Here is a 20,900-nt window from a genome sequence, read left to right as displayed (position 1 = left end):
AGGCGCACATCCAGATTGGATGTTATTGTAATAAAATCAAATAAGGAAAGTCTCGTAAAGCACAGCTATGTCTTTGACGAGTGGAGGGGGTTGATACTCAAAGTAAGTATCTTTTTCAACTTCTTGTTCAAGAGTTTCATATAGAACAAAAACGGAAACCAATGCAGCAACAAAATGCTGATTAAATTGAATATCAAAATTTGCTTTCGCAAAATTATCGTCGGTATCTATTTGCGTGAATTGATTGTCACAACAATTGGGGTCTTCTATTTGTTCACCATTTGCACATGGTGTTTTCGTCATAGTCATACCACAGGAGAGATGTTTCTCCCCAAGTGTTACTTCTGAAAGCATTTCATAATCACCACAAAAATGTTGCGCATAGGCAATACCACTACTACTCACTAAAAGCAAGACAGATAGAAATATGGAGATTACTTTTTTCATTTAATGTAAAAATAAGATAAAAATTACGCCTTTAACTTAAGATTATTATAAAATTTACTTAAGCTCTTCAGTAATACGCCCACATTTTAGCATTTTGTCACCAAAATAAGGGTTTTTAATATCCTTGCTATTGCTTAACCAATAGGCTCCTTTGTTTCCAAAAGCCATCGGACAAAATTGCTTGTAGATCGTACCCGAAGCTATCTGATTCTTTATCATACTTTCAACAGTCGTCGTCACCACCACAAACTCCTTACGTTGTTCTTCAATATCGTTGGACTTCGCAATGGTTTCCAAAGCAATAACAGTAGCATTATCAGCTTCTAAATCTTTCATCTTTTTAATAAGAGCTAATGAAGCCCCCGATGTGATCACATTATTGGTATTTACAAGTGCCGTTTTTAAATTGATATATGAATCAAACATATCTGCCAACTTTGGATCCTTAAATTCTGCTTCAGTTTTTGCAGGACTGTAAACTGTCTTTTGGGGAGTGGCTTCAACAGTGACTACTTCAGGTTCCGACTTCTTTTTATCTTCATTACAGGCAACAAAAGCAGTTAACACAAAGGCGATAGTAAGTAGCTTAAATAGTTTCATAGTTTTCTTTTTTCTGAAGTGCAAAGATATTAAAATTTGTTGTTACTTTTTCTTCTGAAAATAAAACGCTGGAATTAATATCAGCAAAAAGATTGGCTGAATTAAAAATCGTCTTACGTAGAACAGCGTCATGTGTTGTCCTCCTTCCGAAGCATTTACAAGCACAAAGAATACAGGTAGTAACACTATTATCAAAACGAGATATAAAATAACTGAAAGCCTAACGATGTCTTTATTCTGAAAAATAATCCAAAGAATCGCCAATGAAATAATCGTATTCATTGCAAATCGAAGGCTTACATTAAGAAATAGCATTACCAGATCCATTTCCGGCAGTATCGGTTTCTCCTGAATGGATTTAAAAAAGGTCAACAAAGGATCATAGAACAATTGATCTTCATAGCCACGAATACCCATCAGAAGGAACAATAATACTAAAACAGCCGCTATTTTTAATAACTTAGACATCGGCAGCTGTTTGATTTGGAACCAACTTTTTTACCCAAAGCATCCATAACAAAAAGACCATTCCGTAGATAATCGCGGGAAAGACGACACCATGTAATAACTTTTCTTGTTCAGGATAATGAAATAAGAGAATAGCAAGAATGACAATTCGAATGATATTCACCCCATAGATTAAGACAGATCCTGCGAGAATATAAAGAGCCGTTTTCTTGAAATTCTGTGCAAATGCTACAATAAATGCTATAAAAAGTATGATAATACTCAGTGAATTACACCCTTCAATAATGCTCGCCAGATATTCGTTATTCATGTACAACACCATCTGTGGCTTTGTTTCATGAGCAACTATATCGGCATTGTAACCAAATCCGGAAATGATAGTTGTGCTTTGTTTCGCGACTAAATGTGTAACCAAATCGGGATGATACGAACCTCCTTCAGAAAGCTTCAAATACATAGAATAAGTAAAACTAAGTATGAGGTAAGTACCCATAAAAAGCAATACAAATCGGATAACACTTTTATATTTTACAAGAAGATCCTTCAATTAAATGTTTCAATTTTTAACAAAAATACAGCATTTGATTTTGGTGTTTATAACGCTTTTCAAATACTTTTACATAAAACAACGAAAAATGCCATTCGACGCACTACGCCATAAAGTAACAACCATTTTAGCAAATAACAATGAAACGTCATCACAGCGTATGACCGAAATTTGTGAGCTGCTGCAATCCACTATTGGATATTACGACTGGGTAGGATTTTACTTTGCTAACGAAGCAGCCCGAACATTACACTTAAAGGCTTTCGCTGGCGAACCTACAGATCATACTGTTATTCCCTTCGGAAAAGGTATTTGCGGACAAGTAGCAGAATCGAATGAGAATTTTATCGTCGCCGATGTCAAGGCACAAAACAATTACATCGCTTGTAGCATGTATGTAAAGGCGGAAATTGTGATTCCACTATTTAAGGATGGTAAAAATATTGGGCAAATCGATATTGATTCACATACCGAAAATCCATTCGCTCCGGAAGACGAGCGTTTCTTAGAGTGGGTCAATGAGCAGGTTGCTAAAATTTTGTAAATCTCACTGATAGGCATAGTTTTTCCCTTATTTATAATTTATTCTATCATTAGGATAGGACACTTATGACATCTTACTAAAGCTTTTTCTAATCAGAAACTGCGAATATTTGTATGTGGTTATTAAGCATCTCTTTTCTTTAAACACCGTCCTCTCGGTTCATTACCTTCATGTAGTACAATTTCAGAATGTAGTAATCTTGCAGCTTCAGCCGAATCTTTCACTTTAGACGCAGTGCGAGCTAACATTTTCGATTCAAACTCAGTTAATACACTTTGCCTTATTCCAACTTCTCTCCATTCAGAAAAGGGACCGCATTTTAAAAAGACCTTCCTCGCTAATGCCAACGCATCTAGGAGCGCTTGATTTGCCCCTTGCCCTTTAAAAGGACTCATTGGGTGAGCCGCATCTCCGATAAGCGTTACTTTACCGCATGTATCTAACAATCCGGATGTGAGCAATTCCCGATCATATACCGGATAGCCAGAAATCTGAGCTTCCTTGGTAGCAGCAAGAATCTGAGGAATAGGATCGTGCCATTGCGTTCTACGACAGGCTTCTTTTTTGAGTTCTTTGGCTCCTTTAGCACTTATAACTTTAGCCTCTTTTTCTGAAATAGGAAAGCTAAGTTGCCACATGACTGAATCTGAAGTATAAGGCATCATATAAATTCGCTCATTCCCATTGGCAGTCTGAAAGACCGTAGCCGAATCTAACAAAGAACTGTTAAGAGATTCAATAAGCTCTAAAGGACAGATGCCCAATATCACCATACAACCTAAGTACCTTAACGGAGTAACATCCTCTCCTATTAGCAAGCGACGCACCGAACTGCGTATACCGTCGGCACCGACCACAAGATCAGCCTTAGCCGTCTTCACTTTTCCATCAACTTGAAAACTAAGCTTGACACCCGAATTTTTACTTTCCTTTATAGCCACCAACTGGTGGTCCCACTGCACAATACTTTTTCCTCTGAGTTGCTCCAGTAGCTTAAATCGTAAAGACTGTCGTGCGATATGCATATTGGTGCGTTTTGGAGACGTTTTTGTACTAGACTGTAACCACTTTCTCATCCCCCACTCACCTATTACTTTACCGTCTGTGGTATGAACCAGATGTCTCGTAGAAATCACCCCTTCATTTAATGTAAAAAGTCCCAATCCCTCGATCGCTTTACTAGCTTGCTGCAACGTGAGTCCGTAACCCTGAGACCGGGCATCGAAGCTACTATCTCGCTCATAAATGGTAAATGGAATACCCCGATGCCAACATGCCACTGCCAAAGCAACACCGCTTATGCCTCCGCCAATGATAGCAATGTGTGGAAAGTTTACTTTATCTGTTATTGGTTGGAGATTGGACCGAAGCAACCCTGATCCGTCACAGTTCAAGCATGAATACAAGTGACCTTTAGGACGGACAGGAGCCTTCCCTTTACCTTCTGATTTTTCAAATTGATCGAGTGCCCTTTTGTATTGAAACTTTGCTTTTTTACGAATCCTTTGGCTTTTCTTACCGCGACCCTTACATTCGGGACAAATGGCCCAATTAGCGCGTTCATTTTCTTCCTTATTCAACTATGCTTTATTTAATCTGATTTCGGCTTTCAAACATAGCGAAAAACATAGCCGTTTCCACTTTTGCCATATTGAATAGCATCGCTGCGAATATGATTTTCATTTTTTCTGAAAGGTTTAAAATTAAAGTCTACATCCCGGTTCTAATTGCTTCTACAGGATCTAAACGAGATGCCGAAATAGCCGGAAGTATTCCAGATACTAATCCAATTACCGCCGAAACAGCAGTTCCTATTAATAAATTTAATGGTGAAAGGACAAATTCGAAATCCCCTGCAAACGAGGATGCAATTACAGACACGATAAAAACCAGAAGTAATCCTATTAACCCACCTATTACAGCAAGGATCATCGCTTCAAACAAGAACTGAAACATGATAAATTTATTTTTTGCTCCAAGTGACTTTTGAATTCCGATTAAATTGGTGCGTTCCTTCACACTCACAAACATAATATTAGCAATCCCAAAACCACCCACCAAGAGTGAAAATCCACTAATAATTAATCCCATAATATTGAGATTTGTTGTGATATTATCGATTAAATCGGTAAATCCTTTTAACTCGTTTACAAAAAAGTTATCAATCTCATCTGGCTTCAAGCCTCTTAAGGCACGAAGCTTTTGACCTAAAATAGCAACAAATTCTGCCTGGTCCGCTCCCTTTTCAGGTTTAATAATGATAAATGGAAACAAGGCACGGTTGTTATTTCCGAAGATCTTTCGAATTGAATTTACGGGTAGATAAGCTGCAGTATCTCTGGAGTTTCCAAACAATCCGGCACCTTCTTTTTCAAGCACACCGATAATAATAAAATTACGACCATACAAACGCGCTTTTTGTCCGATTGCAGCTTCGGGAGAACCGAATAAAATATTTGCAATCTCGTCACCAATTACAGCAACCTCAACCCCACTGGCAGATTCTGCTTCATTAAAGAAACGTCCATGTTCTATTTTTAATGCTTCAATATCATAATACTCGTTCGTAATAGCTCCAATCTCCACATTACTCACAGTTTTATCCTCATATTTCATGGTGGCCACCGGAACATTTAAAGTAAAGGAGGCTGCAAAAAGATCCGGAACTGTTCGTTTGAGATATTGGTATTCTTCGTAAGTAACATCCGGAAATTGCTCTGCCTTCCAGCGTGGAACTTCTGTTGGACCAAATGAAAAACGTCCTAAGTAAATAGTAGAATTGTCTAAGGAACTAATACTCCCTTCAATCTCCTTTTTTAATGAATCAACTGCCGCTAAAACCGCAATGATGGAAAAAATACCAATAGTTACCCCTAATAATGACAAAAAAGTACGCAACTTATTGTTTTTAAGTGCATTTATTGCAAAATTAAAACTCTCTTTTAAGACGCGTAAATAAATTAACATTGGTTGGTTCGGGTTTACAATTCTGGTATTCTTCTATAAAAATACGGCTATTTCCTTTATCATTTTAAACTCGTAATCACCGATTCAAATCATCAGCGATTAAAGTCAATTAAATGGAATGATTAATATGACGTTTTCTAATAACTAATGTTACAAATTTCTTGTGTAATTATGTACTTTTGCAGCTTCCTGCCAAGGGCAGGTGATAAAAATTCTATTCCATGAGCAACACAAAAAAAATAGGAAGTGCATTAATCTCAGTCTTTCACAAGGAAGGACTTGCCCCTATTGTAAAGAAACTTAACGAACAAGGTGTAATAATTTACTCTACAGGAGGTACCCAAAAATTTATCAATGAATTGGGTATTGATGTTATTGCTGTTGAAGATGTGACTGATTATCCTTCAATTTTAGGAGGTCGTGTAAAAACTTTACATCCCAAGGTTTTTGGTGGAATTTTAAACCGTCAGGATAACGATAGTGATGTTCGTGAAATGGGACAATTTAACATTCCGCAATTGGATTTGGTGATTGTAGACTTATATCCCTTCGAAAAAACGGTTGCTTCTGGTGCTTCGGAACAAGATATTATTGAAAAAATTGATATTGGTGGTATTTCATTGATACGTGCTGCAGCAAAGAATTTTAAAGATACCCTTTGTGTTTCTTCTATGGAAGATTACAACGAATTATTGGAAATCCTTTCCGAGGACAATGGAAATATAAGCTTGGAAAGCAGACGTAATTTTGCTGCCAAATCGTTTAACATCTCTTCCAATTATGACACTGCAATTTTCAACTATTTTAACAGCGATCACAGTATTGCAGCATTGAAGATTAGCGAAACCAACGGAAAAGTGCTTCGTTATGGTGAAAATCCGCATCAGAAAGGGTTTTTCTTCGGAAACTTTGACGCCATGTTCGATACCTTACACGGAAAAGAATTGAGTTATAACAATCTTTTGGATGTAGATGCGGCTGTGAATCTAATGTCTGAATTTCAAGGTGAAGCGCCTACCTTTGCTATTCTGAAACATAACAATGCTTGTGGCCTTGCACAAAGAGACACTGTAAAACAAGCTTATCTAGATGCCCTCGCGGGTGACCCGGTTTCGGCTTTCGGTGGAATTTTAATTTCTAATGTTGAAATTGATGAGGCTACTTCAGAAGAAATTCACCAGCTTTTTTGCGAGGTGGTTATCGCACCGTCTTATTCAGAAAAAGCACTTGAGATTTTAAAAGGGAAAAAGCATCGAAGAATATTAGTTCAGAAAGAAGTTGCATTACCGAAAACCACAGTTAGAACCTGTTTAAATGGTGCGCTTGTTCAAGATAAGGATGGAATTACTGATAGCGCAGAAAATTTAACTGCTGCCACCAACAATAAACCAACGGCAAGTGAGTTAGAAGACTTGATATTCGCTTCGAAAATTTGCAAACACACCAAGTCGAATACGATTGTTTTAGCAAAAGGCAAACAACTTTGTGCCAGCGGTGCCGGACAGACGTCTAGGGTAGATGCATTAAGACATGCAATCGACAAAGCAACTGACTTTAAATTTGATCTAAAAGGGTCGGTAATGGCGAGTGATGCGTTCTTCCCGTTTCCGGACTGCGTGGAGATAGCAGACAACGCAGGAATCACAGCGGTGATACAACCTGGAGGTTCTATAAAAGATGAATTGAGTATCAATTACTGTAATGAGCATAAAATGGCAATGGTATTTACCGGAACACGTCATTTTAAGCACTAAATTTTAATATATTTGTGATTTGAGAGCAGTTTTCAATTTTATTGATCGAAAAGTTTAAACTTTTACGAAATTTTGGAGGCAATTACTATTTTTTTATGTTTTTTTAAAAAACTTTTAAAAGTGTTCAAAATAACTGGAACTCAGCACGTTTAATTTCAATACCGCCAAATAGCTTATGGGATTTTTTGACTTCTTAACTGAAGAAATTGCGATCGATCTTGGTACTGCCAATACACTTATCATTCATAATGACAAAGTCGTTGTGGATGCACCCTCTATTGTAGCCAGAGATCGCACTACTGGAAAAATAATAGCAGTAGGAAGAGAGGCGGCGATGATGCAGGGAAAAACACATGAAAATATTAAAACAATCCGTCCTCTAAAAGACGGAGTAATAGCAGATTTTGATGCCAGCGAAAAAATGATAAACATGTTTATCAACGATATTCCTGCACTTAAAAAGAAATGGCTAAAACCTTCGCTTAGAATGGTAATTTGTATTCCTAGTGGAATTACCGAGGTAGAAATGAGAGCGGTAAAAGAAAGCGCCGAAAGGGTAAATGGAAAAGAAGTGTATTTAATTCACGAACCTATGGCAGCCGCTATTGGTATTGGAGTTGACATTATGCAGCCTAAAGGAAATATGGTTGTGGATATAGGAGGTGGAACTACAGAAATTGCGGTAATTGCCCTTGGAGGTATTGTATGTGATAAATCTGTAAAGGTGGCCGGTGACGTATTTACTAATGATATCGTTTACTATATGCGTACTCAACATAACTTATATGTAGGTGAACGAACTGCTGAGAAAATTAAAATTCAAATTGGTGCGGCTACCGAAGATCTGGAATTACCCCCAGATGAGATGGATGTCCAGGGAAGGGATTTACTTACCGGGAAACCAAAACAGGTTCAAACTTCATATCGTGAAATTGCGAAAGCTTTAGATAAATCGATTCTTCGAATAGAAGATGCTGTGATGGAAACCCTATCACAAACTCCACCAGAACTTGCTGCAGATATCTACAACACCGGAATTTATCTTGCCGGAGGTGGCTCAATGCTAAGAGGTCTGGACAAACGACTTTCTCAAAAAACGGACCTTCCAGTGTATATCGCTGAAGATCCTTTAAGAGCAGTTGTACGAGGAACTGGTATCTGCCTAAAGAACCTCGCTAAATACAAGAGCGTATTGATAAAATAAAGGAATAAGACCACATGCAACAGATTATCTTTTTCTTTATACGGAATAAAAATTTCCTGTTGTTTGCTGCTTTGTTTATTTGTGGTTTAGGATTAACCATACAATCACATTCGTTTCATCATGCTAAATTTATGAGTTCTGCCAATTTTCTGAGTGGCGGAGTGTATTCAGTAAAAAGCGATATTACCGGTTACTTCGGATTGGAAGAAGAAAACAAAAATCTAACTTCTGAAAATATTAGATTGCGAAAAGCGCTGGAATCCTATAAAAATGTTTCCGAAGAAAAAATCAAAGACAGCAGTGCCCTTCCTAAAAAATACAGTTTTGTTTCTGCCAGAGTAATCAATAATACCTATTCTAAAACCAAGAATTTACTGACTTTAAAAAAGGGTTCTAAAGATGGAATTTTGTTGGATATGGGAGTGATTTCGTCTACCGGGATCGTTGGAATTGTCAATAATGTTTCTAAAAATTACGCTACGGTACAGTCAATATTAAACACCAATAGTCAGATCAATGCGAGGATGAAGAATTCTAATCACTTCGGAAGTCTTATCTGGAATACAAAAGATCCGAATATAGTTCAACTTACAGATGTTAACAGACTAGCCCCGATAAAAATAGGTGATACCATAATCACCGATGGAAAATCTACTATCTTCCCGGAAGGACTGCTAATAGGAACGATTAAAGCATTTGAACTTGGAGAAAATGACAGTTATAACATGGATGTGCTTCTTTTTAATGATATGACCAACTTAAAGCACGTATACATTATTGAAAACAATGACGCGGAAGAGATAAAAACATTGGAAAAAGAGGGAGAAGATGAACAATAGCGTGATCATTGTAAATGTAGTTAGATTTCTATCCCTGGTATTTTTACAAGTGCTACTTTTAAATCACATCAACTTTTTAGGATATATAAATCCTTATTTATATGTGATTTTTATTTTAGTTTATCCTCTGGATGGCAATAAAACACTTCTTATTTTTCTTAGCTTCTTATTAGGATTAAGTATTGATCTTTTTGGCGACACGGGAGGAATACATGCAGCTTCATGTGTTGCAATTGCGTATATAAGACCCGTGATCCTAAAATTCTCCTTTGGTGTTAGTTATCAGTACAATATGGTCAAGATTAATAAGGCTCCACTCGCGGAAAGAATTATGTACATTACACTAATTGTGCTCATACATCATTTAATTCTGTTTTCACTCGAAATTTTTAGCCTAGCACATATACTGTTACTACTAAAATCAACGTTATTTTCAAGTATATTTAGTATACTACTAATATTTTGTACCCTATTACTGTTTGGTCGTAAAAATTGAAGTTTTGAAGAAATGTCTATTTCTTTGAAAATTTAATAAAACTACCATTGTAGCCCTAAAAGAATGAGAAAATTATTATTGCTGTCCCTTGTTTTAATCACCGGAATTGTATTTGCCGGGCGGCTTTTCTATCTTCAGATCTACAATACTTCTTTTCAACAATTATCTGAAAACAATGCAATTAAGATAATTTACGACTACCCACAAAGGGGCTACGTTTTTGATCGAAACGGAAAATTATTAGTGGCCAACCAACCGTCGTATGATGTGATGGTGATTCCAAGAGATGTGGAAGCATTCGACACCCTAGAGTTTTGCAATCTCCTAAAGATTTCGAAAGTTGATTTAAAAGGAATTCTGAAAAAAGCAAGAGTATATTCCCCGCGTTTGCCTTCAGTTGTAATCCCGCAGCTTACAAAAGCTGAATATGCCTATCTCTCTGAAAAAATGTTTAAATATGAAGGTTTTTACATTCAGAAACGATCCCTTCGTGATTATCAAGTGAAACATTCGGCTAATGTATTGGGTTATATAGCAGAGGTTAACCCACGAATCATCGCCAAAAATCCATATTATCAAATGGGTGAATTAATTGGTCGTCAAGGAGTGGAACAACAATATGAAGATGTTCTTAGAGGCGTAAAAGGCGTAAAGTATATACAGAAAGATCGCTTTAACCGTGATATTGGTCCATTTAAAGAAGGTATTTTTGACACGCTTCCAGAGCGAGGAAAGGATATCACGCTGACTATCGATGAACAATTACAGGCATATGGTGAAAAGCTATTCGTAAATAAACGAGGAGGTATTGTTGCAATTGAACCCGCTACAGGAGAGATACTAGCTTTAATAACCGCACCTTATTACGACCCGGGACTTTTAGTAGGACGAGATCGATCCAGAAACTACACAAAATTGTATTACGATAGTATTGCAAAACCTTTATATGATCGTGGATTGCAAGGAGAATACCCCCCGGGATCACCATTTAAAACGCTCACTGCCTTAATTGGACTTCAAGAGGGAGTTATTGATCTAAAAGAAACGGTTTCCTGCCATGGAGGCTACGTTTATGGTAGAGGAAGAAAACTTGGTTGTCACCACCATAAGAGTCCGTTAGCAATGATTGGTGGAATCGCAAATTCCTGCAACGCCTATTTTTGCACCGTCTATAGAAGATCTATAGAAAAGTACCCTACTCCTCAAGAAGGTATTGACAACTGGGAAAAACATTTGGAGAGTTTTGGTCTGGGTCACTATCTGGGCACCGACCTGCCAAGTGGTCGCCCCGGCAAAATACCGAGTGCAGCACTTTATAACAAAGTTTACAATTATCCCGAACGAAAATGGTATGCTACGGCCACTATTTCAAATGCGATTGGGCAAGGAGAAGTTTTATTGACTCCTATTCAAATGGCCAATTTTACAGCGGCGATTGCTAATCGAGGTTGGTATTACAGACCTCATATTATCAAGAACATAAACTTGGCAGACACCATTCCATCCATATATAATGAAAAGATACAAACCACGATAGATCCAGAAAATTTTGAACCTGTTGTTCAAGGAATGAATGATGTGTATCATTACGGGACCGCTGCTTATATAAGAATTCCGGATATTGAGATTTGTGGTAAAACCGGAACAGCCGAAAATTTCACGAAAATAGACGGTAAGCGAGTACAACTTACCGATCATTCAGTTTTTATTGCCTTTGCACCTAAAGACAATCCGAAAATTGCAATCGCTGTATTTGTAGAAAATGGATACTGGGGTTCAAGATGGGCCGGACGTATCGCCGGACTTATGATCGAAAAATATATTAAAGGTGAAATTACCCGAACAGACATGGAACGCTATGTCTTGGAAGGAAGTTTGGAAGAAGAATACGCCAAGCCATTAAGTGGCGAACCATTTAAAATTAATAATTAATGGCGGTAGGAAAAAGCAACGTACGTTTCGACTGGCTTACTATATTCTTCTATCTCGCCTTAGTTGGAATTGGTTGGATCAATATATATTCTGCATCGTTGAGCGATTCGGCTCAAGGCTTATTCGATTTTAGCCAAATTTATGCACGGCAACTCCTATTTATCATACTCAGTATTGTTCTCATTATCTTTTTACTTGCAATAGATGCGAAGTTCTATGAACGCTTCGCCAGTATAATTTATATAATATCTTTAGTATCACTTTTAGGACTATTTGTCTTTGGAAATAACATTAATGGCGCCACATCCTGGTATTCTTTTGGAGCCTTTGGACTTCAACCCAGTGAGTTCGCGAAAGCCGCAACTGCCCTCGCATTATCGAAGTATGTAAGCGATATGCAAACGAATATGAAGGAGTTCAAATACCAGATTAGAACTTTCCTAATAATTGCTTTGCCGGCTCTTTTTATAATCCCACAACCAGATCCCGGAAGTGCGCTTATCTATGCTGCTTTTGTCTTTCCTTTATATCGAGAAGGATTACATTTTGTTTATCTTTTACTTGGTTTCTTTGCAGCAGCATTGTTTGTAAGTACGCTTGCTTTCGGATTCCCATGGGTTGCAGGAGGAGTCGTGCTAATCGCGATATTCATTTATCTTAAGAGAAGGAAAAAACGTCCAAATCTGGTGAAATATATCACTATCGCTATCGCCAGTATTGCCTTCGCGTTTTCAGTAAATTACATTTTTAATAATGTGTTCGAACAACGCCACCGTGACCGTTTTAACATAGTTCTTGGTAAGGAAACAGATACTAAAGGTATTGGGTATAATACAAATCAGAGTGAGATTGCCATTGGTAATGGAGGTTGGCTTGGAAAAGGTTGGACACAGGGCACCCAAACCAAAGGTAATTTTGTTCCCGAACAACATACCGATTATATTTTCAGCACGGTAGGTGAGGAATGGGGATTTCTAGGTAGCCTACTTGTAATTGCTCTCTTTGTCGCGCTCATAGTACGTGTTCTGGTGTTAGCAGAACGACAGAAAAATCAGTTTAGCCGGGTATATGGCTATAGTGTTGCGGCCATTATATTTGTTCACTTCTTTGTAAATGTGGGTATGGTTACCGGACTTTTTCCTACGGTTGGAATTCCTCTCCCCTTCTTTAGTTACGGAGGTTCCGGATTATGGGGTTTCACTATTTTACTCTTTATTTTTATTCGGCTTGATGCCTCCAACTTCGTTCATTCCTAAGTTATTTTGTTATTTTCTTCGGAAGGAAAGGCAGACTGAATTAAAGAAGGAACGCTTATCTTTTACCCCAAGCACTCAGATCTATTTTAGATTCCAGCTTTTTTTGTATTGCTTCGGAAAGATTCGGAAAGAAATCGATGCCGGTTTTGGTTTCAATCGTGTCAATAGGTACAGCGAAATCATAAAAAGAACCGTTTTGCGCCTCATTCGGAATTAAAAATGCAACGGCTTTATAGTTCCCTTCCGAAGCATCCAAAATAATTTTATAGAATTCTTCCGGCACAGAAACAGACTCCTCTCCTATCCCCGGCAAACCGTCTTTTAACACGCCTCCAGTCACTACATAAACGCCATCGTATTTCTCTGCCCAAAAACGAACTTTCTGCTCTAAGCTATTCCAAATACCAGAATTAAATTCATGATTCTGCGGACTAATATTACTCGTTAAAAATGTTTCGTGATAGGCATCATAAGAAAATCTTCTATCGCCGGCAGGGCATAAGTGACCTCGATCAAAACCTGAATTCTTGTAGTTACGCCAATCGGCCGATTTGGTTTTTACCAATCGATCTTCCACAAAATACGGACGTTCTATGTCGTTTTTAGACAATTGGTTTTTGCTTAGCGAATAAGCCACCCACTCTGCCTGTTCGTGAGCTTCAGAATAGGATAATGAATAATAGGTGTGATTTACAATTGCTCCGGTAGTTGAAGTTGGAAGAAAACTATCGTCAAATTCCGAAGAACTTAAAATCTTGTTGCCAGTAGTATCCGGATACGCTTCATTTTGTCTATCTACATACTTTTCACCATAATAGAGTGCTGCCGTGACAATTATTATAAGAAGAGGGTATAAATACTTTCGGTTCATGCTGATTTTTGTCCAAAAGTAGCGATTCCTATGTGGCGTTTCAAGCGATCACTAAAGTCTTTCTTGATATTTGCTGTTTTTTACATAGAAAGAGAACTGATAAAACCCTTGCTAGTTCCGTACATCCAAGGCATCCCTCAACGCGTTTCCAATGAGCATAAACGCAGTTACTAAACTCATGATTGCAAGTCCAGGAATTAAAGCCAAATAAGGCTTCCCTAGTATGATAAAGGTATAATGATCTTTGATGATCCCTCCCCAACTAGGCATGGGAGGTTGCGCTCCTATTCCGAGGAAACTTAGACCGCTTTCAATTAAAATAGCTCCTGCAAAATTGGCCGCTGAAATAATAATCACCGGTGCCATTGCATTGGGCAAAATATGCTTGGTGATAATTCGCCAATTGTTATATCCCAAAGCTTTTGCAGCAGTCACATATTGCATTTGTTTTACGCTCATTACCTGTCCCCGCACCACCCTAGCAACTTCTACCCACATGGTAAGTCCGACCGCGATAAACACCTGCCAAAACCCCTTTCCTAGCGCTAGTGTAATTGCAATTACTAGCAATAAGGTAGGAATGGACCAGGTCACATTAATAATCCACATGATTGCCGCATCGACTTTGCCGCCAAAATATCCGGCTAATGCTCCCATTGTAATACCTATAATAAGGGAGATAAAGACTGCGACAAAGCCTATTGCGAGTGATATTCTAATTCCAATAAGCATCCTACTTAGCAAATCACGTCCGTATTTATCGGTTCCTAATATGAATTTTTTTTCTGAAATATATTGCTTCGGAATAGCTTCAATCGTAGCCGATTTAGGGAAATAGGAAAGATCAAATTCTTTCTCTAATCCTCCTGTTCCATCTGAAGTATATTCGATTATTTGAAGCTTATTGTTCTTCAGACTAAAATCGGATATAGGAATTTCTGCATCTGCGTTCTTCCTTCCGAAGAAAAATGATGTAAAACCATCCTCTTGTTCCACAACCGCCGGTATCGTAAGCATGTTCACCCTAAATCCGGGTGATTTCGAATGTATAGAAAGATGCATCTGATTGGCATTTTGAGAATTATCGGGTGCCAATGCATACGCGAAAATCGCTGTGAGAACACAAAGAATCAAAAAAGCTAAACTAAAAACGCCCCAAAAGTTCTTTTTAAACTTTCGGAGCGCAATTTTTGTAAGTCCGCCTGCGCTTGGATTAGATGTGTTTGTAGTTTTCACAATGTAAAAATATACATTTCATCCTTATCAAACTCAAATTTTAATCAAAGGCAATTGTACTTCTAATTCTTAATATTAGCCACTTTTCCGGCCTTAATATTATTAATTTTAAGATCTTCCAATACATGAACTGCTTCTTCTACATAGATATCCTTGGCTAAATTTTTGTGCCATCTCTTCCGTTTTTCTCGTAAAGTAGTGTCCTGTTTCATCAGTTCAATTTCGTTTGAAAGTGAACGGTAGCTCATTTTATTATCATAAGAGTCAATACTATCGAATTTTTTAGTCTCATCAATTCGCTTTGCGATCTCAGCACTGTAATCATCAAAATTGAGATTCACTTCCATTTCATCCCGACGTAATTTAATGTAACGCGCATTATCATCGATCAATTTTAACTGCTCACTCTGTGCCATTCTTGCTTTACTTTTCTCAATGGTTTCCTGAAAATCCACATATCCATCCCAGATGTCGTATTTAGCGGCGTCAATCTTATCGTATGGCAATGGATTATCATAATCACGCTCACCCACATCGATATAACTGTAACGATCTGGCATCACCACATCACTCTTTACACCTTCTAACTGAGTAGAGCCTCCATTTACACGATAAAACTTCTGAGTAGTTAATTTTAGAGCGCCCATATCGCCAAGGTCATTTTTACGCAACCATTGATTCAAATCGATCATATTCTGAACGGTCCCTTTACCATAAGTCTGTTTGCTACCAATTATAATAGCTCTCTTATAATCCTGCATGGCAGCAGCCAATATTTCTGAAGCCGAAGCCGATAATTCATTAACTAGTATTACTAATGGTCCGTCCCAAACAATTTCATCGTCATTGTCTTTTAGCACTTCTTTGCTCTTACCACTTGAAGCCACTTGAACTACAGGCCCTTCCTTGATAAACAATCCGGCTATATCCACGGCGGTTCTTAGCGATCCACCACCATTACCTCTTAGATCCAATACAAGACCTTCCATGCCTTCTTCTTTTAATCGCAGAATTTCTTTTTTGATATCGGTTGCAGCATTTCGCTCCTTGTAATTTTCCATATCAAAGTAAAAGGCCGGCAAATTGATTAATCCAAAGTTTTTATTGTCCTTTTCTATTACAGTTGATTTCGCCCAAGTCTCTTCCAATTCAACAACATCTCGTGTTATTACTTCGTCTTCAATAGTTCCATCAACACGTTTTAGTGTTAAAGTAACTTTAGTGCCTTTTGGTCCCTTTATAAGTTTAACAGCATCGTCAATTCGCATACCAACTACACTTACGGCATCCGCCTCGTCTGCTTGTTTTACTTTCAAAATAATATCTCCAACATCAATATGTTCCCCTCTCCAAGCGGGACCTCCACTAATAATTTCAATCACATTGATATAGTCATTTTTCTTCTGCAATCTGGCTCCTATCCCTTCTAATTTACCCGACATACGCAAATCGAAACGATCGCGGTCTGGTGGTGCAAAATAGTTGGTATGTGGATCGAACTCTTCAACAATGGTATTTAAGAATATCGCAAAATAATCTTTACGCTCCAAATCATCGGTAAAGTCAAAATATTCTTTTAAGGATGTTTTAGAGGTATTTCTCGACTTTTCCTCAAGTTCAGTTGTAGATGTTGCAGTGTAATCTGTTTCAGTTTCACTTTTAGTTTTCTCTTCTTCTACCAAATCATAGTAAGAAGAAATCGTAGAAAACTTAAGTTGCTTTCTCCAACGTTCTTTTAATTCCTTATTTGAAGTAGCATATTCTAGATGGTCGTAGTCTACGTTTATGGATTCATGTTCGGAATAATCGAAAGGAATTTCCAGAATTCCTTCATACATTCCTTTCACATCATCCAAACGTTTCATATATCGAGTATAGACTAAATCGAAGAAGGTAAGCTCCTTGTTTTTAATCTGATCGTCGATTTCCAGTTTATACTTACTAAAATCTTGTATATCTGAAGCGAGGAAATATCGCTTAAGTGGATCCAATCCATCTATAAAATCGGTATAAACACCTTCAGAAAATTCATCATTTATCTCCTTAGAGTCGTAATGCCCTTTTTGCAATACATAAGCAATAAGATCTAATAGGAGTTTATCTTTATCTGGATCGTCAAACTGCTTAGTTGTGAAGCTACAAGAGGTGGCCGCCACAAAAACAGCTAAAAACAATACTTTAAAATTCGTTTTCATTATTCGCATATTATTCAACTTACTTAATTACTACCGGTCTAAATTATACAAAAAACCGTGCCAATAGTTAGTATTGGTACTAATTTTTTGTTAAACAAATAATTGATCATTCAGATTTCAAAAAACGGAATTCACTTTTCAGAATTAATAAATGTATTTTTGCTTTTTGAATTTACATTTATGCCAAAAAAAAGACCATTAATATTAGTTACCAATGACGATGGAATCACGGCTCCTGGGATTCGCACACTTATCGAGGTAATGAATACCATTGGAGATGTTTGTGTGGTGGCTCCAGATGCGCCTCAAAGTGCAATGGGTCATGCCATAACGATCAATGACACCTTATATTGTGATAAACTGAAGGTTGCGAAAGATGAACCTCAAACAGAATACAGCTGCAGCGGTACACCTGTTGATTGTGTGAAACTCGCAGTTAATGAAATTTTAAAACGGAAACCAGATTTGTGTGTTAGTGGCATAAATCATGGAAGTAATTCATCAATTAACGTGATCTACAGCGGTACCATGAGTGCGGCCGTCGAAGCGGGAACCTTGGGAATACCTTCCATCGGATTTTCACTACTTGATTACTCCATGGAAGCTGATTTTCAACCTTCAAAGAAGTATATTGAGCTATTGGTAAAACAATGTCTTAAAAACGGGCTGCCTACAGGAGTAGTCCTCAATGTGAATATCCCTAAATTACCTTCAAAAGAGATTAAAGGCATCAAGGTCTGCAGACAAGCTAATGCACATTGGGAAGAAAATTTCGATAAACGCACTAATCCGTTGGGACGTGATTATTACTGGCTTACGGGCGAGTTTGTAAACAATGATAAAGGCGAAGACACAGACGAATGGGCATTGCACAATGGATATGTTTCTGTTGTACCTGTTCAATTCGATCTTACAGCACATCATGCTATTAAAGACATAAATACCTGGGATATCTGATGAATAAAAGTATCGGAAAAGAAATAGGCATCGGATTTATAATTGGCATAATAGCCAACTGTATTGGAAGTTATCTTTACGTGTTCTTCTTTTCGAAATACACTTTGGAAACCTCATTAGAAATCGCTCTGGAACAGGATGTTTTTGGAAATATTATCGCATTAGGAGCATTATTAAATTTAGCTGCTTTCTTTATTTTTCTGAAAAAAAAGCGATATTACAGAGCAAGAGGAGTGCTAATGGCAACCATTTTAGCGGCAATATTAATTCTGATTTCAAAGTTTTTGTAGTCTGAAGCTATAGAGAATTAATTGTGTCGATTACGTAATAGGAACAATTAGATTGATTTGTCTTAACATCCCTTCCCAACCTTCCCTTTAAAGGGAAGGAGTCATAATGTCTTTGTATGAATAAGAATATAGAGAGAGAGAAGTTGATTGATTTTTATATAATACCTAAATAATGTCGTTGTAAATATTAAACAAATCCTATGAAATACTATCTCATAGCAGGAGAAGCATCCGGTGATCTACACGGAGCAAACCTAATGAAAGCGCTAAAGCAGCAAGATGCAGAGGCGGAGTTTCGTTTCTGGGGGGGTGAACTTATGGAAAAAGTTGGAGGTACACTGGTAAAGCATTATCGGGAGCTCGCTTTTATGGGTTTTGTAGAGGTGATTTTCAACCTGAGAACTATTTTCAAAAATATCGCACGTTGTAAGAAAGACATTGAAGCGTATCAACCTGATGTAATTATTTATATCGATTATCCGGGATTCAACTTTCGAATCATGAAATGGGCCAAAAAAAAGGGCTATAAAAATCACTATTATATCTCACCACAAATCTGGGCTTGGAAAGAAGGGCGTATAAAAGAAATTAAGCGGGATGTAGATGCAATGTATGTAATTCTTCCTTTCGAGAAAGAATTTTATGAAAAGAAACATCAGTTTCCGGTCCATTTTGTAGGACATCCCTTGATCGATGCAATATCTAATCGAGATCAGGTTGACCCAAAAGTTTTTAAGAAAGAGCACGGTATGGATGAGCGACCCATTATCGCTTTACTTCCCGGGAGTCGGAAACAGGAAATTACAAAAATGCTTTCGGTGATGCTATCGATAGTGGAAAACTTTAAGGATTACCAGTTCGTAATTGCGGGTGCTCCAAGCCAGGATCGGGAGTTCTATTCCCCATTTATTCAGAAACAAAACGTACATCTATTGCTTAACAAAACCTACGATCTCTTAAGTGTTTCACAAGCAGCATTAGTTACTTCGGGAACAGCCACTCTGGAAACTGCCTTGTTTAAAGTACCTCAGGTGGTTTGCTATAAAGGAAGTCGGGCTTCGTATGAAATTGCCAAACGAGTAATCAATCTGAAGTATATTTCACTTGTTAATTTAATCCTTGACAAAGAAGTTGTTACCGAACTAATTCAAACCGATTTTAATTCTAAAAGTCTTCAAAAAGAACTGACTACTATACTTGATCCTTATCAACGCGCTAAATTATTTCTAGATTACTATGATCTGGAACAAAAATTAGGAGGTCGGGGTGCCAGTGAAAAAACTGCACAGCTTATATTTCAGCAAATACAGCAGCTCGCTAAATAGTAAGTTTCTGGCCGCAGGGTTTCTACAAAGTTATAGAAGGGAGTAAAAGCTACTGTCAATCCAACAAATATGAGTACGGCTTTTTTGTACCACGGTATAACAATATCATATGATTGTTTGTTTTCTTCGGAAGAAAATTGCAAAGTGTATAAATGTAGTTTCTGAAAGGTTTCGGGCTTGAAAAATAGAATGGTTTTAAAGAAGTACGGATATTTCCGAAGCCACCAGTTAAACAATACTCCTAAAGTAACCATCGTTATGTACCCATAAAGAATGCTATCGTCTGTTGATAAGCCAGTTAATAAAAGTGCATTTCTGTAAAGCATTTCTTACGTCTATTCAAGTAAATATAGTAAATTTATAACATCGTTTCATAAATGCCCTACATGAAAAAAATACTACTTTTAATATTACTTGTTACATTTTTGGTTTCCTGCGGAAGTTCAAAAAACCGAGGAACCAAAACGATTATCGTTAGTAAAGATGGTAATCCCAATCGAACAAGAACCGTTCAGAAAAGAGAATCCAAAGAAGAAATCGTCATTACCCGAACCGAGGCCGACGAGGTAATTACCAAAGAATCCAATCAAGAAAAACTGGAAAATATTATCGATTTTGCTAAAACCTTCGAAGGCACGCGATACAAATTTGGTGGCACAACTTCTAATGGAATGGACTGCTCGGGCTTGGTATATACAGCCTTTGAAAAGGAAAACGTGGTAATGCCCAGGATCTCCCGGGACATGGCCACCAAAGGAGTTGATGTCCAACTTAGTGATATTACCGAGGGCGATCTGGTGTTTTTTAAAACCAGCAAACGTCACGCGATCAATCACGTAGGCATCGTTGTGGAAGCTAAGCCTGGAGAAATTCTATTTATACATTCCACGACATCTAGAGGCGTTATTATTTCTTCTATGGACGAAAATTATTGGAAAAACGCCTTCGTCAAAGTAAAACGCGTTATCTAGA

Annotated in this window: 20 protein-coding genes; 10 read left to right on the top strand and 10 right to left on the bottom strand. The window is 37.6% G+C overall.

Annotated features, from left to right (window positions below; genetic code table 11):
- Positions 1-36: 36 nt before the first annotated feature.
- From BXY75_RS04555 to xrtF, 4 genes are read right to left on the bottom strand one after another with little or no spacing between them, the layout of a single operon-like run.
- Positions 37-447: an HYC_CC_PP family protein gene (locus tag BXY75_RS04555; RefSeq protein ID WP_121906496.1), complete on the bottom strand. Its 411-nt coding sequence runs from the start codon at positions 445-447 to the stop codon at positions 37-39.
- 54 nt (positions 448-501) lie between these two features.
- Entirely contained in the window at positions 502-1,047 is a 546-nt protein-coding gene (locus BXY75_RS04550; RefSeq protein WP_121906495.1) for a DUF3347 domain-containing protein, read from the bottom strand.
- A 42-nt stretch (positions 1,048-1,089) separates the two neighbouring features.
- Positions 1,090-1,515: an exosortase F system-associated membrane protein gene (locus BXY75_RS04545; protein ID WP_121906494.1), complete on the bottom strand. Its 426-nt coding sequence runs from the start codon at positions 1,513-1,515 to the stop codon at positions 1,090-1,092.
- Complete coding sequence (gene xrtF / locus BXY75_RS04540) at positions 1,508-2,062, bottom strand: exosortase family protein XrtF (protein ID WP_121906493.1); 555 nt, start codon at positions 2,060-2,062, stop codon at positions 1,508-1,510. The genes BXY75_RS04545 and xrtF overlap by 8 nt, the downstream gene beginning before the upstream one ends.
- An 88-nt stretch (positions 2,063-2,150) precedes the next feature.
- Here xrtF and BXY75_RS04535 point away from each other — a divergent pair, with 88 nt between their 5' ends.
- Positions 2,151-2,606, top strand: a complete 456-nt coding sequence (locus tag BXY75_RS04535; protein WP_121906613.1) for a GAF domain-containing protein — start codon at positions 2,151-2,153, stop codon at positions 2,604-2,606.
- A gap of 122 nt (positions 2,607-2,728) precedes the next feature.
- On the opposite strand, the gene BXY75_RS04530 is transcribed toward BXY75_RS04535, so the two are convergent.
- Together BXY75_RS04530 and BXY75_RS04525 are read right to left on the bottom strand one after the other, a co-directional pair.
- Positions 2,729-4,186 (bottom strand): FAD-dependent oxidoreductase, encoded by a 1,458-nt coding sequence (locus BXY75_RS04530; protein ID WP_121906492.1) that lies wholly within the window; start codon positions 4,184-4,186, stop codon positions 2,729-2,731.
- 130 nt (positions 4,187-4,316) lie between these two features.
- Positions 4,317-5,573, bottom strand: a complete 1,257-nt coding sequence (locus tag BXY75_RS04525; RefSeq protein ID WP_121906491.1) for an ABC transporter permease — start codon at positions 5,571-5,573, stop codon at positions 4,317-4,319.
- Positions 5,574-5,794: 221 nt separating this feature from the next.
- On the opposite strand from BXY75_RS04525, the gene purH reads away from it, so the two are divergent.
- From purH to rodA, 5 genes are all read left to right on the top strand, one after another.
- A complete protein-coding gene (purH, locus tag BXY75_RS04520) occupies positions 5,795-7,327 on the top strand; it encodes a bifunctional phosphoribosylaminoimidazolecarboxamide formyltransferase/IMP cyclohydrolase (RefSeq protein ID WP_121906490.1) in 1,533 nt (510 codons plus the stop codon).
- Positions 7,328-7,502: 175 nt separating this feature from the next.
- Positions 7,503-8,531 carry a rod shape-determining protein gene (locus BXY75_RS04515; protein WP_121906489.1) on the top strand — a complete coding sequence of 343 codons (1,029 nt, stop codon included), beginning with the start codon at positions 7,503-7,505 and terminating at the stop codon, positions 8,529-8,531.
- A gap of 14 nt (positions 8,532-8,545) precedes the next feature.
- Positions 8,546-9,370 carry a rod shape-determining protein MreC gene (gene mreC, locus BXY75_RS04510; protein WP_121906488.1) on the top strand — a complete coding sequence of 275 codons (825 nt, stop codon included), beginning with the start codon at positions 8,546-8,548 and terminating at the stop codon, positions 9,368-9,370.
- Positions 9,371-9,929: 559 nt separating this feature from the next.
- Positions 9,930-11,798, top strand: coding sequence for a penicillin-binding protein 2 (mrdA, locus tag BXY75_RS04500; RefSeq protein WP_121906486.1), 1,869 nt, complete (start codon positions 9,930-9,932; stop codon positions 11,796-11,798).
- On the top strand, positions 11,798-13,054 hold the full coding sequence (gene rodA / locus BXY75_RS04495) for a rod shape-determining protein RodA (RefSeq protein WP_121906485.1): 1,257 nt from the start codon (positions 11,798-11,800) through the stop codon (positions 13,052-13,054). The genes mrdA and rodA overlap by 1 nt, the downstream gene beginning before the upstream one ends.
- 55 nt (positions 13,055-13,109) lie before the next feature.
- On the opposite strand, the gene BXY75_RS04490 is transcribed toward rodA, so the two are convergent.
- The 3 genes from BXY75_RS04490 to BXY75_RS04480 form a co-directional block, all read right to left on the bottom strand.
- A complete protein-coding gene (locus tag BXY75_RS04490) occupies positions 13,110-13,925 on the bottom strand; it encodes a DNA/RNA non-specific endonuclease (RefSeq protein WP_121906484.1) in 816 nt (271 codons plus the stop codon).
- 111 nt (positions 13,926-14,036) lie between these two features.
- Positions 14,037-15,161 carry an ABC transporter permease gene (locus tag BXY75_RS04485; RefSeq protein WP_121906483.1) on the bottom strand — a complete coding sequence of 375 codons (1,125 nt, stop codon included), beginning with the start codon at positions 15,159-15,161 and terminating at the stop codon, positions 14,037-14,039.
- A gap of 62 nt (positions 15,162-15,223) precedes the next feature.
- Entirely contained in the window at positions 15,224-17,356 is a 2,133-nt protein-coding gene (locus BXY75_RS04480) for a carboxy terminal-processing peptidase (protein ID WP_121906612.1), read from the bottom strand.
- Positions 17,357-17,536: 180 nt separating this feature from the next.
- Between BXY75_RS04480 and surE the strand changes: the two genes are divergently transcribed.
- The 3 genes from surE to lpxB all read left to right on the top strand — a co-directional run bounded on the left by surE (position 17,537) and on the right by lpxB (position 19,928).
- Positions 17,537-18,313: a 5'/3'-nucleotidase SurE gene (gene surE / locus BXY75_RS04475; protein WP_121906611.1), complete on the top strand. Its 777-nt coding sequence runs from the start codon at positions 17,537-17,539 to the stop codon at positions 18,311-18,313.
- Positions 18,313-18,603 (top strand): hypothetical protein, encoded by a 291-nt coding sequence (locus BXY75_RS04470; protein ID WP_121906482.1) that lies wholly within the window; start codon positions 18,313-18,315, stop codon positions 18,601-18,603. The genes surE and BXY75_RS04470 overlap by 1 nt, the downstream gene beginning before the upstream one ends.
- Before the next feature lie 200 nt (positions 18,604-18,803).
- On the top strand, positions 18,804-19,928 hold the full coding sequence (gene lpxB, locus BXY75_RS04465; RefSeq protein WP_121906481.1) for a lipid-A-disaccharide synthase: 1,125 nt from the start codon (positions 18,804-18,806) through the stop codon (positions 19,926-19,928).
- Here lpxB and BXY75_RS17000 read toward each other — a convergent pair.
- The gene (locus BXY75_RS17000) at positions 19,901-20,254 is read right to left on the bottom strand and encodes a hypothetical protein (RefSeq protein ID WP_147437224.1); all 354 of its coding nucleotides are present in this window, start codon (positions 20,252-20,254) and stop codon (positions 19,901-19,903) included. The genes lpxB and BXY75_RS17000 overlap by 28 nt on opposite strands.
- A 60-nt stretch (positions 20,255-20,314) precedes the next feature.
- Between BXY75_RS17000 and BXY75_RS04460 the strand changes: the two genes are divergently transcribed.
- The gene (locus BXY75_RS04460; protein WP_121906480.1) at positions 20,315-20,899 is read left to right on the top strand and encodes a C40 family peptidase; all 585 of its coding nucleotides are present in this window, start codon (positions 20,315-20,317) and stop codon (positions 20,897-20,899) included.
- Position 20,900 lies beyond the last annotated feature (1 nt).

It is taken from the genome of Ulvibacter antarcticus (assembly GCF_003688405.1).
In the GTDB taxonomy this organism is placed as follows: domain Bacteria; phylum Bacteroidota; class Bacteroidia; order Flavobacteriales; family Flavobacteriaceae; genus Ulvibacter; species Ulvibacter antarcticus.
This window is presented reverse-complemented; position numbering and strand designations above follow the sequence as displayed.

Bases quoted from the DNA above. Each gene is read 5' to 3' on its own strand.
- purH (WP_121906490.1), top strand. From the start codon at position 5,795: ATGAGCAACACAAAAAAAATAGGAAGTGCATTAATCTCAGTCTTTCAC.
- BXY75_RS04550 (WP_121906495.1), bottom strand. From the start codon at position 1,047: ATGAAACTATTTAAGCTACTTACTATCGCCTTTGTGTTAACTGCTTTT.
- surE (WP_121906611.1), top strand. From the start codon at position 17,537: ATGCCAAAAAAAAGACCATTAATATTAGTTACCAATGACGATGGAATC.
- BXY75_RS04535 (WP_121906613.1), top strand. From the start codon at position 2,151: ATGCCATTCGACGCACTACGCCATAAAGTAACAACCATTTTAGCAAAT.
- BXY75_RS04545 (WP_121906494.1), bottom strand. From the start codon at position 1,515: ATGTCTAAGTTATTAAAAATAGCGGCTGTTTTAGTATTATTGTTCCTT.
- BXY75_RS04470 (WP_121906482.1), top strand. From the start codon at position 18,313: ATGAATAAAAGTATCGGAAAAGAAATAGGCATCGGATTTATAATTGGC.
- mrdA (WP_121906486.1), top strand. From the start codon at position 9,930: ATGAGAAAATTATTATTGCTGTCCCTTGTTTTAATCACCGGAATTGTA.
- mreC (WP_121906488.1), top strand. From the start codon at position 8,546: ATGCAACAGATTATCTTTTTCTTTATACGGAATAAAAATTTCCTGTTG.
- BXY75_RS04490 (WP_121906484.1), bottom strand. From the start codon at position 13,925: ATGAACCGAAAGTATTTATACCCTCTTCTTATAATAATTGTCACGGCA.
- BXY75_RS04460 (WP_121906480.1), top strand. From the start codon at position 20,315: ATGAAAAAAATACTACTTTTAATATTACTTGTTACATTTTTGGTTTCC.
- BXY75_RS04555 (WP_121906496.1), bottom strand. From the start codon at position 447: ATGAAAAAAGTAATCTCCATATTTCTATCTGTCTTGCTTTTAGTGAGT.
- BXY75_RS04525 (WP_121906491.1), bottom strand. From the start codon at position 5,573: ATGTTAATTTATTTACGCGTCTTAAAAGAGAGTTTTAATTTTGCAATA.
- lpxB (WP_121906481.1), top strand. From the start codon at position 18,804: ATGAAATACTATCTCATAGCAGGAGAAGCATCCGGTGATCTACACGGA.
- BXY75_RS04515 (WP_121906489.1), top strand. From the start codon at position 7,503: ATGGGATTTTTTGACTTCTTAACTGAAGAAATTGCGATCGATCTTGGT.
- BXY75_RS04480 (WP_121906612.1), bottom strand. From the start codon at position 17,356: ATGAAAACGAATTTTAAAGTATTGTTTTTAGCTGTTTTTGTGGCGGCC.
- rodA (WP_121906485.1), top strand. From the start codon at position 11,798: ATGGCGGTAGGAAAAAGCAACGTACGTTTCGACTGGCTTACTATATTC.
- BXY75_RS17000 (WP_147437224.1), bottom strand. From the start codon at position 20,254: ATGCTTTACAGAAATGCACTTTTATTAACTGGCTTATCAACAGACGAT.